Here is a 17,283-nt window from a genome sequence, read left to right on the forward strand (position 1 = left end):
TTGAAAAGATCTCAATGCCTTTGGTGTTGGGGTCTTTTTATTTGTGGGTATAAAAAGTGAATAACTTACCAAGCATTAAACAGTTACAGTATTTAATTGCGGTGCATCAGCACCAGCATTTTGGCCGCGCTGCGGAAGCTTGTTATATTGGCCAGTCAACGCTGAGCAGCGCCATTCAGAACCTGGAAGAAACCCTGGGGTGCCAGCTGATTGAGCGTGAAAACCGCAGTCTGATGTTTACTGACGTGGGCGAAGAGGTCGTTGAGCGTGCTAAGCGCATCATAGGTGATACCATTAGCGTGGTAGAGCTGACTAAGAGCTTTAAACATCCCTTATCCGGTAAGCTGGTGTTGGGGATCATTCCAACTATCGCCAGTTTTATTGCGGCACCCTTATACCGCTTTTGCAAAGACGCTTTTCCTGAGTTACAGCTGGTACTGGTGGAAGACACCAGTGACCGTTTGCTCGATAAACTGGAGCAGGGTCACATTGATATGGGTATGCTGGCTCTGCCCTACAGAACCGAAAAGTTTCATACCCAGGTGATTGCCCGTGATCATTTTTCATTGGTACGTCATCAGGAGTATCAGGTACCCGAACAGCTGGATGATTTTAACGTGTTGCCTGAACAAAGCGTGTTTTTGCTGGAGCGGGAACACTGTATGACAGATCATGCGCTCAGTGCCTGTCACCTTAACCGCAGTGCGTGTATCAATCCTTTTGAAGCCGCCAATTTGCATACCTTGCTGAGTATGGTGGAATACCAAAATGGCGTGACCTTTTTACCACAGATGGCGCTAAATGCCGGCATTCTGGAGGGGAAACCTATGGTCGCCACTGCGCCGCAGCCTGATGCGTATCGTGAAATAGGTCTGCTGTGGCGCAAAACCACCGGACGGATCAGAGATTTCCGCTTATTCAGTGATAAAGCCGGTGAATTTGTTGCGCAACACTGTAATGACAACAAAGGTGTTACACAATAAAACCATAAAGGGCGAAAGCCCTTTATGTCAGTGTATTAGAGCACTTTAAGCTTAAGACTCCAGTGATCCCAACTGGCGGTTAGATTTCAGGTCTGGTAAAAATAGCAGATATACCCATACCACCAGGTTAAAGTAAGGGACTAAGCCGAGTAAGGTAAAAAACAGTTTTGGGTAGCCTTTGTGGCTTGCGCTTCGGTAACATTGTACGGCGATAACAACGTATATGAGCAACAATATAATAGACAGCTGTACCATTGCAATTCCTCCATTTCCATAGCCAGACGTGTCCAAATCCGTTGAATGTCTTGTAAATACCTGTGTTTCATGTATTTAAAGTGACACGTCAAAATGTACGCTTAATTATAGATGAGAATTACCCAACAGGCAGCTAATTTTTAGTCGAATTTTGTACAAAAATACTAGCAGGCTGTTTTCTCAGACAAAATAGTTTTCAGTACGGCACTGAGTTGTTCAACCGGTAGTGGGCGTGAAATATAGTAGCCCTGACCGTAATCAATCCCTATCTCTTTGAGTGCATCAAAAATCTCTTTGCTCTCCACATACTCAGCCACAGAACGCTTATCCAGCGAGTGACTGATGTCATTCACCGCTTTTACCAGCGCCAGATCGATTGGGTCATTGAGCATGTCACGTACAAATGAGCCATCAATTTTAACGTGTTGGGCTGGCAACTGTTTTAAGTAACTGAAAGTACTGAATCCGGTACCAAAGTCATCGATAGAAAAGTGACAGCCGAGCTCGTTGAGCTTGGCAATCATAGCCTGAGTCGCGCTAAGGTTATTGATGCTTGCTGACTCGGTGATCTCAAAAATGATGGCACTGGCGGCCACCTGAAACTCCGCCAGGCAGGACTGAATATGAGGGAGTAAACGCTCATCAAGGAAGGATTGAGCCGACAGGTTGACCGAGACCTGGTGTAACTCACGGTGACAGGCAATGGCGCGAATACACTCTCTGATCACACATTGATCCATCAGATAGGTATCATTGAGTAATTCCAGTGCCGGGATGAATTGATTCGGATAAACCAGGTTATCGTCAACACGTAACCGTAACAGAGCTTCGAAATAAGCTACCTGATTGCGTTTAAAGTCCCAGATAGGCTGATAGTGCAGCTCAATATGGTTGTTTTGCAGTGCCTGTCGGACATTGTGTCCCCATTCTAACCCAGTTTGCAGAGTACTGTTCTGGGCATCTTCTTTACTGTAACAGTGGACCAGATTACGGCCCAGATTCTTGGCAATATACAGCGCAATATCGGCCTGCTTTAGGCACTCACTCGGATCACTGTTCTGCTGTGTAACCTGCGTTAAACCAATAGAGCAGCTGATGGTATAGCTCGCTTCCTCTGAATGGAACTGATGATGCTCAATGGCACTACAGACACTTTCAGCCAGCATATGTGCATCCAGCAGCGGTGTATGCTTCAGCAAAATCGCGAACTCATCGCCACCTATGCGGAAAATCAAATGCTCATCGGCGATGTGCTCACCAAATAGCTGTGCCACCTCTTTGAGGACAATGTCACCTTGCTGGTGACCTTTACTGTCATTGATGATTTTAAAGTGATCCAGATCTATATAGATCAGCGCATGTTCTAGGTGCACATCATGTTTGGCCTGCTCGCAGAGGACATTCAATTGCTGATCAAAATAGTAGCGGTTATGCAGCCCTGTCAGGGTGTCATGCAGTGCAAGGTGGCGCAGCTGCAACTCGGCTTGTTTACGCTCATGAATATTGTCTATGGTTGCAGTAATAGTCGCAGTACTGGTGACGTTCTTGATTAGCTGAAAGCGACACTCAACCCATATAGGGCATTGATTACTTTGCATTACCTGCAGTTCAAGTAGCGCTGACTGCTGTTCGCCTTGCTGTACTTTTGTCAGCACCGATGCCAGTTTGTCACGGTGCTCTGCCAGCACATAGTCGAACATGCTGGTGTGCAGACTGGCTTTTAATTTGTGGCCTACCAGCTGTTCCCACGCAGGGTTTAAAAAGCGGATAACACCCGCTGTATCCAGCTCCATTACTACCGTATTGAGGTGTAGCAAAATGCGCTGATGCGCCGAGAACAGATCTTTATAGCGTCGCTCGCTACGGCTCAGTTGCTCTACTTTTTCTGCAAACTCAGCATAGCTCACCATAAAGTCTTCGCGGCGCGCGGCGTGGTCGCATACTTTACTCAGTAAGGACAAATCATAGGGAGCACGCACAAAGTCGGTGACGCCCAGCAGCAAAAGCTGTTCGGCATAGTCAGCATCGCGGTTGTCTATGATAGTCACAATAGCCTGACTGGGTTTATGCTGCAGAATATTTGCCACCAGCTCTTTGCCGGCATCACTGTGTGTTGCCGTCGCATCCAACAGCACAATGGCAAATTCACTTTGCAGGAACTGCGACAGTGCCCCATTAGTGGTGGTAACATGTGTGGTGGTGAAATTCAGCGATAAATGCTGGCAGATCTCATCGGCACGGGTTTGGTCTGGTTCGAGCAACAATAAGTTTAAGCGACTGCTTTTTTCTAAGTGCGTCGATAATACATTCGCCAATACCTGAGGCAGTACATCCTGGCGTTCCAGAGGCAGTACAGCATCTATGCTGTAACTACGGGCGGTGGTTTCGGCAATACGTTCACAGTAGGTGGGCGGCGTCAGTACAATTGGCGTATTTTTAGGCGTTTTTAACAGCCCGGAGCGTACCATACGCGAGAATCGCCAGCCATCAATCTTGCCAACATTAAGCCCGGTAATGATCAAATCAACAGCCTGGCGTTTTAATACGCCCAGCGCTGCCTGTGTGTCATTGTGCTCAACAATGTCAAAGACATTCAGTGAGGACAGCGTTTTGACGATCAGCTGTCGCTCTTGTTGATCCGCATTGACCAGCAATAATGTAAGTTGCTTCGCCATGGTGTTACTGCCTTAAACCCATGAAATAAGTAAACAAGTTTATGCCCTTTCTGTCGATGAAGTGTCTCGCGGTATGTACCTTAGAAGACCCGGGGCTGGGTCGTTTGCTGTATGGCACGTTTTAGCTGCGAAATTTCGTACAATAGCGACTAGATTAAAGCTATTTTGGGGCACTGACAAGCGTTACATAGTTTTACCTCAACACTTGATTTAGCGTAGGCGGATCACTAGACTTGGCGCCTATTTGCATTAATTTGAGGTCTTCTATGCGCGTTGCTGACTTTAGTTTTGAACTCCCTGATGAGCTGATCGCTCGCCACCCTAAAAAAGAACGCTCCAGCAGTCGTTTGTTAACGCTCGATGGCAACACGGGTGAATTACAGCATAAAGTGTTTAAGGATATTGTCGATCTGATCAATCCGGAAGATCTCATAATTTTCAATAATACCAAAGTGATCCCGGCGCGTATGTTTGGTCAAAAGGCCACCGGTGGTAAGCTGGAAGTATTGGTTGAACGGGTATTGGATGAGCACAGTGTGCTGGCTCATGTGCGTGCCAGTAAATCACCGAAAGAAGGCACCGAGATCCTGCTTGAAGGCAAAGCGACAGCCACTATGGTGGCCCGCCACGGTGAACTGTTTGAGCTTAAGTTCCATGGTGATTCATCGGTATTGTCTATCCTGGACGAAATCGGTCATATGCCTTTACCTCCTTATATTGATCGCCCTGATGACGAGGAAGACAAAGAGCGCTATCAGACCGTGTATGGTGAAAAGCCAGGTGCCGTCGCTGCGCCCACCGCTGGCCTGCATTTTGATGACGAGCTTATGGCACAATTGAAAGATAAGGGCGTTGAGATGGCGTTTGTCACTTTACATGTCGGTGCGGGTACTTTTCAGCCGGTAAGAGTTGAGAACGTCAACGACCACCATATGCACTCAGAGTATATCGAAGTGCCTCAGGATGTCGTTGATGCCATTGCGGCAGCACGTCATCGCGGTGGTCGGGTTATTGCGATTGGCACAACGTCGGTACGCTCGCTGGAGTCGGCTGCCAAAGCGCACCCGCAGGAGCTGAAACCTTTTTATGGCGATACAGACATCTTTATTTACCCGGGCTATCAGTTCCAGGTGGTGGACGCCATGGTCACCAATTTTCACTTGCCCGAGTCGACGCTGATCATGCTGGTCAGTGCGTTTGCGGGTCAGTCACATATTATGCATGCTTATGAGACGGCGATTGCTGAGCAATATCGCTTCTTCAGCTATGGTGATGCCATGTTCCTGACTAAACAGGACAATGCATAAGCCTTGTAAACCCAGCCGAACGGCTGGGTTTTTCTGTTTTAAACCGTGAATTCTGTGGCCTTGCGCTTTAAAGTGCTATTTTAGCCCCAATATTAATGCCGTTATGGTAGAATCTGGCGGTTTTCAAAGTTGTCGGGTGTGGTGCCCGGCCTGGAATAAGTTGGACTGTTTTTCCGACCAGAGGTAAGTATGAAATTTGAATTAGATTGTACACAGGGTAAAGCGCGCCGCGGCCGTCTTATCTTTGACCGGGGCGTTGTTGAAACACCCGCATTTATGCCGGTAGGCACTTATGGCACAGTAAAAGGTATGACGCCGGATGAATTAAAAGACACTGGTGCGCATATCTGTCTTGGTAACACTTTCCACTTGATGTTGCGCCCTGGTACAGAGATCATCAAGCAGCACGGTGATCTGCATGACTTTATGAACTGGGACAAGCCTATTCTCACTGATTCAGGTGGTTTCCAGGTATTTAGCCTGGGTGCGATGCGTAAGATCAGTGAAGAGGGTGTGTTGTTCCAGTCCCCAGTCAATGGTGAGCGGATCATGCTTTCTCCTGAAAAAGCAATGGAAGTCCAGCGTGATCTGGGTTCTGACATTGTGATGATTTTTGACGAATGTACGCCTTATCCGGCAACGGAAAAAGAAGCGCGTGATTCAATGGAGCTGTCATTGCGCTGGGCAAAGCGTTCTAAAGAAGCTCATGGCGATAACCCGTCTGCACTGTTTGGTATTATTCAGGGCGGTATGTACCCCGAGCTGCGTGCCGAATCTCAGGCAGGACTGGAAGACATAGGTTTTGATGGCTATGCGCTGGGTGGCCTGTCAGTGGGTGAGCCCAAAGAAGACATGATCAACATTCTTGATCACTGTGCCTATAAAATGCCGGAGCAAAAACCGCGTTATCTGATGGGCGTGGGCAAGCCGGAAGACTTAGTAGAAGCCGTACGTCGTGGTATCGACATGTTTGACTGTGTGATGCCAACCCGTAACGCGCGAAATGGTCACCTGTTTATTACCGGCGGCGTGATCAAGATCCGCAACGCGGTTCATAAAACCGATACTGGTCCACTGGACCCAGAGTGTGATTGCCACACTTGCAAAACTACTCTCGTGCTTACTTGCATCATCTCGACAAGTGCAACGAGATCCTGGGCGCACGCCTTAATACTATCCACAACCTGCGCTACTATCAGCGCCTGATGGAAGGCATGCGTGAGGCGATTGCAGCCGGCACATTTGATCAGTTCGTGGCTGATTTTTATGCCCGACGTGACAGACCGGTTCCGCCGTTGGCTGATACCGAATAACAGTTTGCAATAAAAATTAAATGAGGAAGAGCTATGAGCTTATTTATGTCTAGCGCGCATGCCAGCACGGCAGCCGCAGCACCAGCCGGTGGTGAGTGGAGCATGTTGATCATGCTAGGTATTTTCGGTCTGGTATTTTATTTCCTGATCTACCGTCCACAAGCTAAGCGTGTGAAAGAGCACAAAGACTTAATGGGTGCGCTGACTAAAGGTGATGAAGTACTGACTCAGGGTGGTCTGGTCGGTAAAATCACTAAGGTTGCAGAAGACAAAGATTTTATCGTTATTGCTCTGAATGATCAGGCTGAGGTAACGGTACAAAAATCAGCGGTTTCAGCTGTGCTACCAAAAGGCACAATGAAATCGCTATAAACCAGCAATAAGGATGATCCAGTGTTAAACAAGTATCCAATGTGGAAATATTTACTTGTACTCGCTGTATTGGCCGTAGGTATCTTATACGCTACACCAAACCTGTATGGTCGTGATCCGGCCATACAGGTTTCTGGTACTAAAGGTACCAATGCCGATCTCAGTGTGCTTGACCAAGTAAATGAAACACTTAAAGACAACAACCTCACCGTAAAATCGAGTGCTCTGGAAGATGGCCAGGTGCTGATCCGTTTCACTAATGTGGAAGATCAGCTTAAGGCGCAGGATTTGCTGCGTAATACCCTCAGTGATGATTATATCTCTGCCATCAACATGTCACCTGCCCAACCTGACTGGCTGAAGAACTTGGGTGCCAACCCAATGAAGTTGGGTCTGGATTTGAGCGGGGGCGTTCACTTTACGATGGAAGTTGACATGGCCACGGCCATGGACAAAGCATTCGAACAGATGGAGCAGGACTACAAGAGCGATCTAAGAGAAGAAAAACTACGTTATCGTTCAATTCGTCGTGTTGCCAATAGTGACCGTATTCAGGTAGTTATGCGCTCTGAAGAAGACAGAGATGCGGCTGAGCGGTTCCTGAAAAATCGTTACCCGGGTAACCTGTTTATCAACGACAGCAGTAATGGTCTGGCGTTCTTCTCAACGCTGAGTGAGCCAAAGATTAAAGAGCTACGCGACTACGCCATCAAACAAAATGAGACCATCATTCGTAATCGTATCAACCAGCTGGGCGTGGCAGAGCCGAATGTACAACGGCAAGGTGCAGAGCGAATTATTGTTCAGCTACCTGGTGTACAGGATACTGCGCGTGCGAAAGAGATCTTAGGAGCTACGGCCACGCTTGAATTCCGCGAAGTGGATCAAAACGCCGATGCGCGTGCTGCGGCGCAAGGTCGAGTACCTCCGGGTTCAGAAGTGATCATGCACCAGGCTGGCTATCCGGTTGTTGTGAAAAAGCGTGTGGTACTGGAAGGCTCGCACATCACAGGAGCTCAGTCAGGTCTGGACGAATATCAGCGCCCTAAAGTAAGCATCAACCTTGACTCTAAAGGGGGGGCGAAAATGAGTGCCTTTACCAAGCGTGCGATTGGTAAGCCGATGGCAACGGTATTCATAGAGTACAAGCCGTCGGGTAAAGTCGACAAAAATGGTAAGGCCCTGCCGCCAATTAAAGTGGAAGAAGTGATCAACGTGGCTACCATTCAGGCACGTCTGAACAGTTCATTCCAGATCACCGGGATTAATACGCCAGCTGAAGCACACAATCTGAGCCTGCTGCTACGTGCCGGTGCACTGGTTGCACCTATTCAAATTGTGGAAGAACGTACGGTTGGTCCTAGCTTGGGTCAGGAAAACATTCAGGCAGGTATGACCGCAGTTGTGCTTGGCTTTGCGTTTGTACTGGCATTTATGTTGATGTACTACAAAGGCTTTGGCCTGGTTGCCAATTTGGCACTGGCGGCCAACCTGGTGATGATTGTGGGTGTTATGTCGATGATCCCAGGTGCGACACTGACCTTACCAGGTATTGCCGGTATTGTATTAACAGTAGGTATGGCGGTCGATGCCAATGTACTGATCTTCGAGCGTATTCGTGAAGAGTTAGCGGAAGGGCGCAGTCCTCAGCAAGCGGTTCACCATGGTTATGACAGTGCCTTCAGCACCATTTTCGACGCCAACATTACCACACTGATCGCCGCTGTGATCCTATTCTCTGTAGGTACAGGTCCGATCGCAGGCTTCGCTGTGACGTTAGCTATTGGTATTTTAACGTCGATGTTTACAGCTATCGTCGGTACTCGTGCGGTGATTAATGCGGTCATCGGTGGCAAGCGTATTAACTCGCTTTCAATCTAGGAGACGAAGATGCAGTTATTAAAAATCAAAGACACTATCCGCTTTATGGCGGCGCGCAAAGTGTCTATGGCGTTTTCTGCGCTACTGATCCTGGCATCTATTTTCAGCCTGGCTTACAAGGGTATGAATATGGGTCTGGATTTCACCGGTGGTACCGCGGTTGAAGTGGGTTTTTCTCAGCCTGCTGACTTGCCTAAAGTACGAAGCACATTGGCAGAAAGTGGTTTCCCTGATGCGTCTGTCACCTTGTTTGGTTCAAGCCAGGACGTGTTGGTGCGCCTTGCCCCTCGTGATGACGTAAAAGCAGAGATCCTGGGTAATCAGCTGGTCGATGCATTGAAGCAGGTCGACAGCAATGTTGAAATGCGCCGTATTGAGTTTGTCGGTCCAAGTGTGGGTGAAGACCTCAAAGAGCAGGGGGGTCTGGCAATGCTGACTGCCCTGCTGTGTATCCTTATCTATGTTGCGTTTCGCTTTGAGTGGCGTTTTGCCGTTGGTGCCGTCGCGGCTTTGTTCCACGACGTGATCCTGACTATGGGTTTGTTCTCACTACTGGGTTTAGAGTTTGACCTGACTATTCTGGCCGCTATCCTGGCCGTAATTGGTTACTCACTCAACGATACCATAGTTGTATCTGACCGGATCCGTGAAAACTTCCGTAAGGTTCGTATCGACGATACGCTTGAGATCATTGATATCTCACTGACTCAGACACTGAACCGTACCTTAGTGACATCAATCACTACTATTTTGGTACTAATTGCACTCTTTGTTTGGGGCGGCCAGACTATCCATGGTTTTGCGACTGCACTGCTATTTGGTGTATTCATTGGTACTTACTCGTCGGTCTACGTGGCCAGCTCGGTAGCCGTTACTATGGGTGTCAGCAAAGAAGACCTGATCCCGGTTGAGGTGGAAAAAGAAGGCGCCGATCTGGATGCCATGCCATAATCAACCAGCAATGTAATAGAAAGCCGCGATTGTATCGCGGCTTTTTTGTCATCACCGGAGGGAATATAATGCGTAAGGAATTATCTACCGTATTACTGGGCCTGGCTTTGTTCGGCTGCTCAGAACCGTCAGAGCAGATGGTTAATGCCCAGACTGCTCCATCAGCAGAGTCTGATAATGAGATCGAAACCTACCAGTTACTCGCCAGCGAACTGCTTAAGGACATTCGTATTCAAAGTGATGCCAGTTTGGTTCGTACCCAAGCTGACAATCTGATACAACAGGGCAGCCTGGTACTTGACGCATTTAATCTCGCATATCCGCAGTGTCAGTCCTACTTTAACGCTGTGCAGACAATCAGGGAGTCACTGAGCGGCTTGTCACTAGATGAGCTGGAACAAGGTTATCATGATGGTAATAAACTACCTGAGTTGCCTGACCCGGTTTGTTATCATGGCAAAGAACTGATGCTGCATCCTGCCAGGGTATTAATCATAGTTAAAGATGGCTTAGGTGATGACGAAGTATATCTGGAAGCTGAGTTGGAAATGGTTGAAGCCATGGCACATGCTGAGCAGGTTAAACAGGCAATCAAGCGTTTTGAAGCAGCAGTGGACGAACAGGCAATTGCAAATGATTCAACATCAAATTAGGTACAATTATCCTTTTGACATATAACTGTCATGTAAAATTGATAATTTGCTCGATTATCAATCAAACCTCATCTTGGTCATCGAGCAGTGGACTCAACGCAGATCCTTTTGGATGAAATCATCGCAAATAAAGCCGTTTATACGGCATTCCAGCCAATCTATGACTTGGCGAAGGAGCAGGTGCTGGGCTTTGAAGCGCTCAGTCGTGGCAAGCGGGGGTCTGCGCTGGAGCAACCCGACAGCTTGTTTGCGGCAGCCAGTCGCTATGACCGACTATCAGAGCTGGAGCTGCTATGTCGTCAAAGAGCGATTACGCAATTTATGGCGCTGCAATTACCCGGTAAGCTGTTTCTCAACGTCAGTCCAAAAGCACTGCTGGATCCACGTCACCCCAAAGGTGAAACCTTGCATCTGGTTGAGCAGGCTGGGCTGGCAGCCAACCGCATTGTGATCGAGGTCACTGAGCAGGACAAGGTGGATGACGGTTTCTTACTGTTAAAAACCATCGCTCATTACCGCCAACTGGGGTTCACCATTGCCATCGATGATTTGGGCGCGGGCTATTCCGGGCTGAAGCAATGGTCTGAATTGTGTCCTGATTTTGTTAAAGTGGATCGCTACTTTATTGATTATTGCGACCAGAGCATTGTCAAACGTGAATTTCTGAAATCTATCATTGAACTGGCCAAAGCAACCAATACAGCGGTCATTGCTGAAGGGATAGAGCGCATGGAAGAGCTCGCTTTGCTGGAGCAACTGGGGATAGTGAATGCTCAGGGATATCTGCTGGCTAAGCCCAGTGAACGTCCGCACCGCGAGATGATCAATTTGACTCAGCATCGTCATACTAGCAATCAGGACAATCCATTTGAGCAGTCTATTGCTATAGGCTGGCTGGCCAAAGATGTGGCAGCCATTCACACCTGTACACAATGCCTGGATGCCCACAGACACTTTGAACGCGATAAACGACTGATGAGCCTGACTGTGGTCAATGACGCCAGAGAGCCGGTTGGCTTACTGCACCGCGATCAACTCACCGAAGTTTTTGCTGCGCCCTATGGCCATGCCTTGTTCGATAAAAAACCGGTGACAGAGCTAATGGATAAACAGCCCCTGATCGTCGATGAGCAGGAACAACTCGATAGCGTTAGTCAGCTTATTACTGAACATGAATTCGATATTCGGCGACATATAATCATTACCCGGGAAGGTCGCTATCTGGGGCTGGCACCACTGCGTGATATTCTCAAGCACATCACCGACGAGAAAATTCGCCATGCACAACATGCTAACCCGCTCACCATGTTGCCAGGCAATGTGGCTATTAATGAGGCCATTGAACAGCGTCTGCGTGCTATGCACGGATTTTCGCTGGCCTATATAGACCTTAACCACTTTAAGCAGTTTAATGACCTGTATGGCTATGCCAGTGGCGACAGTGTGATCAAGTTGCTGGCCGAGGTGACGGTTGCCGTATGCAAGCACAGTCATTGCTTTGTGGGCCACATAGGTGGCGATGACTTTATGGTGGTATTCGATAAGGACGATGCAGAAACTTTGTGCCATGAGATAATTCAGCGTTTTGAAGCTCAGTCGAAGGCTTTTTTTTACCCCAGAACATGTGGCAGCTGGTGGTTACTGGGCCAGTAATCGGGAAGGGCAGAAGCAATTTGTTCCTTTGCTGACTTTATCGATCGGACTGGTTTCGCCGGACGTAGAATCTTGTAGCAACAGCCATCAGGTTGCAGCACTGGCAACAGATGCTAAGAAAGAGGCCAAGCGATATCGTAATAGTTATTTGTTCGTCTGCAATCGCCGTAAACCCAGTGCTCCCGTGGTACGTTTAGACGCGGTCAGCAGCGTATAATACCAACTTCACTTGAGTATTGTTGCAGTTAAGTACGCTAAGGTGTAATTTGAGAGTCAACAACATTAGCGCCTGAGATACTCGTTTTCAGGGCGGACAATTCAATGTGAGCTAGGTGGTGTATGGTAAAATGGTATGTTTATCTGATGCTATTCCTGCTTGGGGCGGTTGCAGAAGCTAAGTCAACGATATATGTTGCGAAAGAAATGCGACCGCTCTATGACCGCGATTTGTTCCTCTACGAATTGCTCGACCTATCTTTAAAAGCGGCTGAATACCCTGTGGATATTCACCACGTCAAGGTCCATCCTCACCAGCAAAGAACGCTCTTGGCATTGAGCAAAGGGGAAGTTGATTTACACTGGAGTATGTCCAGTCCGGCACGGGAAAAACTGGCCATCGCGGTCAAGTTTCCGCTCTTTGACGGCTTGATTGGGAAACGGGCGCTGCTGGTTAATCGGGCACAGTTAGCGCGATTTCAGACGATGAAAGACAAAACTGAGCTGGCGAAATTGGTGGCGGTGCAAGGTCATGACTGGCCAGATACTAAGATACTGGCGGCCAATGGATTAAAAGTCAGGCCAATTGTAAACTATCAGGCTATGTTCGATTTAATTGCCACTCAGAGGGCCGACTATTTTCCTCGTTCAGTGATAGAGGTCGACTCCGAGTTGGCGGCACAAGCCTCTGAAGACCTGATAAAGCTGCCGCAGTTTTACTTATCTTACCCGGCACATTTCTACTTTTTTGTGAACAAGCAAAAGCCTGAGCTGGCAAATAAACTGGCGCTGGGTTTATCGCGTCTTAAAGAAAGTGGCCAATATAAAGAACTATTAGCACGCTATTTCGATCTGTCCTTTTTGAGCACGGCACGCCCTATTTACCTTGATAATCCATTTTTTCACAGCGACTGAATGCGATCATAGCTGTTAGAAAATGTGTATTGAGGAGGCTTGCTATCAAACCTCAGAATGTTTTCTTAAGACAAACCGGACGTCGAACCATACTGGCTTGCCTTAAGAATACTAACCCCGTCTTTTAATCGTTGGTACTTTCAATTCATAGGCTTCTTTGTACGAGAGCACTGTTAGCGCAACCAACATCGCACAAATGGTCGAAAATATTAGGTAGCCAGTAATTTCAAAGGCATAGAAGAAGAAAGTGATGTCATACCCTTTAGCGTTTCGGAAATAGTTTTCTATTAGCGCGAAGAAACTGATGGCTGCGCCTATTAAGTAGAGCCAGGGCATCATACTGTCAGCAAATGTGGCACGTATCTGGTGCTTCGGAAAAAGCCATTTGGTGATTTCTACACGGTAAGTAAGGAGTACTAAAATCAATAACTCTCTAACCATGGAGAGGCCGAATATAATACTGTTCTGCAATAGGCGATTTTCTTCGTCGGAATATGAACTAATCAGACCGGTCGAAAACAGCAGATTTTCAATCAGAATGGATGACAAGTTCATCATTGCGAGTACGCAAATATTTATATCTTTTATCCGCAGTCCAATCAAAAAAACCAGAGAGATGATTGCAATACAAGAGAGGATGAATACATAAGTGGCATCCTGCATGATAAAAATGACTACTACCATAACAACGTATGGTAGTAGCAGGTCTTTAATCGATAGATCCTTTGTCATGTCGAAGTACGTGTTGTTTCAGATTTGAAGGTATATTGTTGGGCATCGGGTCTAACAGGGTGTAACACACTGGAACCGGCAGCGACTTTTTGGCAATCAGTGAATGAAAGAGTTTTCATATTGATGTTCCTTATGTCATTGTTGTTTGCCTAACCAAAACGACTACAATAACTGGCTAGTCAGCTTATTGAGTATAGGCACAGCTTCCGCCTTTGCTCATTCATCGGGAGATCACGTATTGGCTTTGCAAACGTAATTCAGATGAATAGGGTATGCTTTAAGACCTATCATATATGATTTATTTCATATAGCACAACATAAGGTCTATTAAGCTCTGGTTAATAAATTTACCACCTAGTCCGGAAAAGTGAAATGAAATTTTTCATGTAAGTTTAATTTTTTGTTAATCACGTTGTTTTTTTCACTTTTTCTTCTTGAAAATCTGAATATTAACTAGTTCAGTTAAACTTTGAATTTTGCCATTTCTTTTTCCAGCTGGTGCGTCAATGCCGTGATACTGTCGGTTGCCTGATGCGCGTGGTGCGATACTTTGGCTGTCTGACTGGCAGTGTCAGATATGGTGACGACTCTGTGGGCAGTGTCTTCCCCAGCTGCAAGTTGTTCTTTGGCAGCCTGTGCTATTTGAAAGCTCATTTGGGATATTGCGCTGAGCGATTCGGCAACACGTTTGAGCGCCTCACTTGCTTCGCTAGACATTGTGACTGTTTTTTCACTGGTGGCAATACTGAGCGTGACGGACGCCTTTGCTTCTTGTGTCGCTGACTGAAGGTTGCCGATCATGGTATGAATTTCTTCTGTGCTGCTTTGTGTCCTTTGAGCCAGTTGCCTCACTTCGTCAGCAACAACCGCGAAGCCGCGACCTTGCTCACCCGCACGTGCAGCTTCAATAGCTGCATTGAGTGCCAGTAAGTTGGTTTGCTCTGCAATGCTTTGGATCACGCTCAGTACATTCGCAATGTTCTTCACTTCTTCATCAAGCACCTGGATATTATTACCTGCACTGTCAATTTGCTGCTCCAGCAATGCAATGGCCTCTGATGCTTTGGTGGTCAGTTTGTCAGCACTTTGCCCCTGACCTTCTGCCTGCTGTACAGAATAAGCTGCCTGCTCGGCATGTTCTACAACGGTTTGTGCAGAAGCGGTGAGTTCGGTGATGGCCGACGCGACCATTTGGGTCTCTTCACTCAGACTGCGGGTCAGGGATTCCAATTCGGTTGAGCGCTTTTCGCCATTGTGGCTTTGTTCATTGAGTGAATCACTGACCGACTTAAGTCCGCCAACCACGCCTTTTAGTCCCTCTTGCATATATTCCATACCAGCCAGAATACTGTCAGGTTTGGCGTCATCGCTGCGGATCTTCGAAGTCAGGTTACCACGAGACACTTCCTGAACAATGTCGAGTACATCGTCCAGTTCGGCGCCCAGCTTATTGGACAGTGACAGACCAAACCGCGTTAAAGCAAAAGTGAGTGCAATGGCTATCAACAGCGACAGAGAGGCAAGCCAGCTGGCGGTATCCCAATAGCGCTCGTCGACTTCCTGATAGCTGATCCCGGTGCCAACATACCACCCAAATAAAGGTGTCTTTTGCACTACGGAGGTCATAGCGGCGATGGTACCGTTACGCTCAGAGGTCCAGTTATAGGTAATAATACGATTGGTTTGTGAGCCAACCAGCCGCTCCACCATACGACCAATACTGTTACCACTGGCGTCCTTGAAATCGTTAAAACTGGTGTCGTGTAAATGAGGGTCGTGGGGGCAGCGATAAAATTAAGCTCATTGTCTACCACATAGACATATTCAGAATCGTGGTATTTATTTTCCCTCAGGATTTGCGATGCCAGCGTTTTGGCTTGCTCTTCTGTTAGTGCGCCGCTGCGTACAAACCCTTCGAACTGCTGCACTATGTTTGCAGTGCTTTTCATCAGCTGGTTGATGCGGGCAATATTATCCGTTTCGCTTGCATGCCTGAGGGATTGCAGCCCTACGATCGCCACTAAAATGAGCGCGACAAAGATTGAGGCTGCAAATAAAATGATTTTTGTTCTTAACGTAAGTGATGAAAACACGTGATGCCCCTGTAGCAGAACCTGACTTTATGATTTAACACGAATTCCGAGTTGTGGAAAGCTGAAAAGCGTCAGTCTTCGCTAGTTTTTAGATGATTTTTCCTCATTGTGGGGCATGACAGCGTTTTACTTTGCATTAATTATGTTAATCTCGTCATCGTTGAGTAAGCGGTACTCTCCGGGCGCAAGTTGTGTGTCCAGTTCGATACCAGCAACGTTTTCACGGTGTAGCTCAATAACCTTGTTACCCACCGCCGCCAGCATGCGTTTTACCTGATGATATTTCCCCTCACAGATAGATAAGCGTAGCGCATACTTATCCAGCTGCTCCGCTATAGCTGGCTGGGTGAGATTTTTTTCGTTGTGCAGTGCGACGCCCTGGCGCAATTGTTCTAGTGCATCTTCTGTGAGTGGCTCTTGTGTCTCCACCAGGTAAGTTTTGTATTTTTGCTTTTTTGGTGAGGTGATTTGATGCGACCAGTCGCCGTCATTGGTGAGCAAAACGAGCCCTGTAGTATCCAGGTCCAGTCTGCCTGCAACATGAAAATCTTTTAAGTTAGGCTCATGCAAAAGCTCGAAAACGGTTGGATGTAGCTCGTCCTGATTGGCACACACGTAACCGGTCGGTTTGTTCAGCATATAGTAACGCTTACCCAGAAAAACCAGCTGCGCTCCCTCCCATTCGACCTTGTCACTTTGTTGGATCGTATGATCGGCTTTGCTGATCTTTTCACCGTTGACAACGGCCAGGCCTTTTTTGATCCCAATTTTGACTTTACTGCGCGGCAGCTCACTGGTGTGACTGACAAACTTATCTAAACGACAGGGGAATTTCATAGTAGTTGCTCTGTTAATTTAAATGCGGCCCGCCTGTTGCTGCGGGTGAGCTGAGACCAGCTCAGGAACGCTACATTATAGGTTAGTTCTTGCGGTAGATCTCTGGATTTAGATCATAGGGGTGTACACTCAGGTTTATCTGCGGATCTTGTGTGAGTGAGCGCAGGGCACTGAGTAACGCATCACTCAGCAGCTGTTTTTGTGCCAGAGTTCTTCCTGAAATAATATGGGCCTGAACATGAATAAAGCCCTGACGTTCACCGCCAAGTTGGTAATCACTGTAGGCAATTGCCCGTGTTTTTATTGATGCAGGGTCAAACAACCGAGTGGCTTCAGCGCCTCGATGGACAGCTTCAACAAGTTGGGTGGCAGGAATATCTAAGTTGGCAGAGTGTTCAATGATCAGGTGGGGCATGGTATCACAAGGTATTTATCGCTAATATGGCA

At 47.4% G+C, this 17,283-nt stretch carries 12 protein-coding genes and 3 pseudogenes; 9 read left to right on the forward strand and 6 right to left on the reverse strand.

The genetic code is table 11. The features are described from left to right. The first annotated feature begins 56 nt into the window (after positions 1 to 56). Positions 57 to 983, forward strand: coding sequence for a hydrogen peroxide-inducible genes activator (locus tag ELR70_RS07490; protein ID WP_054014390.1), 927 nt, complete (start codon positions 57 to 59; stop codon positions 981 to 983). A gap of 51 nt (positions 984 to 1,034) precedes the next feature. Here the strand turns inward: ELR70_RS07490 and ELR70_RS07495 are convergent, their stop codons facing one another. Then, the gene (locus ELR70_RS07495) at positions 1,035 to 1,238 is read right to left on the reverse strand and encodes a hypothetical protein (protein WP_054014391.1); all 204 of its coding nucleotides are present in this window, start codon (positions 1,236 to 1,238) and stop codon (positions 1,035 to 1,037) included. A gap of 164 nt (positions 1,239 to 1,402) precedes the next feature. Next, positions 1,403 to 3,913, reverse strand: coding sequence for an EAL domain-containing protein (locus ELR70_RS07500; protein WP_054014392.1), 2,511 nt, complete (start codon positions 3,911 to 3,913; stop codon positions 1,403 to 1,405). 266 nt (positions 3,914 to 4,179) lie between these two features. Between ELR70_RS07500 and queA the strand changes: the two genes are divergently transcribed. The 8 genes and pseudogenes from queA (at position 4,180) to ELR70_RS07540 (ending at position 13,174) form a co-directional block, all read left to right on the forward strand. Continuing rightward, complete coding sequence (gene queA, locus ELR70_RS07505) at positions 4,180 to 5,220, forward strand: tRNA preQ1(34) S-adenosylmethionine ribosyltransferase-isomerase QueA (protein WP_054014393.1); 1,041 nt, start codon at positions 4,180 to 4,182, stop codon at positions 5,218 to 5,220. A 189-nt stretch (positions 5,221 to 5,409) separates the two neighbouring features. Then, positions 5,410 to 6,533, forward strand: a pseudogene (gene tgt, locus ELR70_RS07510) (tRNA guanosine(34) transglycosylase Tgt). Between the two features lie 33 nt (positions 6,534 to 6,566). Further along, on the forward strand, positions 6,567 to 6,905 hold the full coding sequence (yajC, locus tag ELR70_RS07515) for a preprotein translocase subunit YajC (RefSeq protein WP_054014394.1): 339 nt from the start codon (positions 6,567 to 6,569) through the stop codon (positions 6,903 to 6,905). A 21-nt stretch (positions 6,906 to 6,926) separates the two neighbouring features. After that, positions 6,927 to 8,786: a protein translocase subunit SecD gene (gene secD, locus ELR70_RS07520; RefSeq protein ID WP_054014395.1), complete on the forward strand. Its 1,860-nt coding sequence runs from the start codon at positions 6,927 to 6,929 to the stop codon at positions 8,784 to 8,786. Between the two features lie 9 nt (positions 8,787 to 8,795). Next, on the forward strand, positions 8,796 to 9,737 hold the full coding sequence (gene secF, locus ELR70_RS07525; protein ID WP_054014396.1) for a protein translocase subunit SecF: 942 nt from the start codon (positions 8,796 to 8,798) through the stop codon (positions 9,735 to 9,737). Positions 9,738 to 9,805: 68 nt separating this feature from the next. Next, positions 9,806 to 10,390: a hypothetical protein gene (locus ELR70_RS07530; protein ID WP_054014397.1), complete on the forward strand. Its 585-nt coding sequence runs from the start codon at positions 9,806 to 9,808 to the stop codon at positions 10,388 to 10,390. Between the two features lie 87 nt (positions 10,391 to 10,477). After that, positions 10,478 to 12,260, forward strand: a pseudogene (locus tag ELR70_RS07535) (bifunctional diguanylate cyclase/phosphodiesterase). Between the two features lie 122 nt (positions 12,261 to 12,382). Beyond that, a complete protein-coding gene (locus ELR70_RS07540; protein WP_054014399.1) occupies positions 12,383 to 13,174 on the forward strand; it encodes a transporter substrate-binding domain-containing protein in 792 nt (263 codons plus the stop codon). Positions 13,175 to 13,285: 111 nt separating this feature from the next. On the opposite strand, the gene ELR70_RS07545 is transcribed toward ELR70_RS07540, so the two are convergent. The 4 genes and pseudogenes from ELR70_RS07545 to ELR70_RS07560 form a co-directional block, all read right to left on the reverse strand. Further along, positions 13,286 to 13,906 carry a hypothetical protein gene (locus tag ELR70_RS07545; RefSeq protein WP_082353127.1) on the reverse strand — a complete coding sequence of 207 codons (621 nt, stop codon included), beginning with the start codon at positions 13,904 to 13,906 and terminating at the stop codon, positions 13,286 to 13,288. A 462-nt stretch (positions 13,907 to 14,368) separates the two neighbouring features. Beyond that, a pseudogene (locus ELR70_RS07550) lies at positions 14,369 to 15,999 on the reverse strand (methyl-accepting chemotaxis protein). 126 nt (positions 16,000 to 16,125) lie between these two features. Further along, positions 16,126 to 16,836, reverse strand: a complete 711-nt coding sequence (locus tag ELR70_RS07555; RefSeq protein WP_054014401.1) for a pseudouridine synthase — start codon at positions 16,834 to 16,836, stop codon at positions 16,126 to 16,128. Positions 16,837 to 16,918: 82 nt separating this feature from the next. Then, positions 16,919 to 17,251, reverse strand: a complete 333-nt coding sequence (locus ELR70_RS07560; RefSeq protein ID WP_054014402.1) for a 5-carboxymethyl-2-hydroxymuconate isomerase — start codon at positions 17,249 to 17,251, stop codon at positions 16,919 to 16,921. Between the last annotated feature and the right edge of the window lie 32 nt (positions 17,252 to 17,283).

This window comes from Pseudoalteromonas sp. R3, from assembly GCF_004014715.1.
Classification (GTDB): domain Bacteria; phylum Pseudomonadota; class Gammaproteobacteria; order Enterobacterales; family Alteromonadaceae; genus Pseudoalteromonas.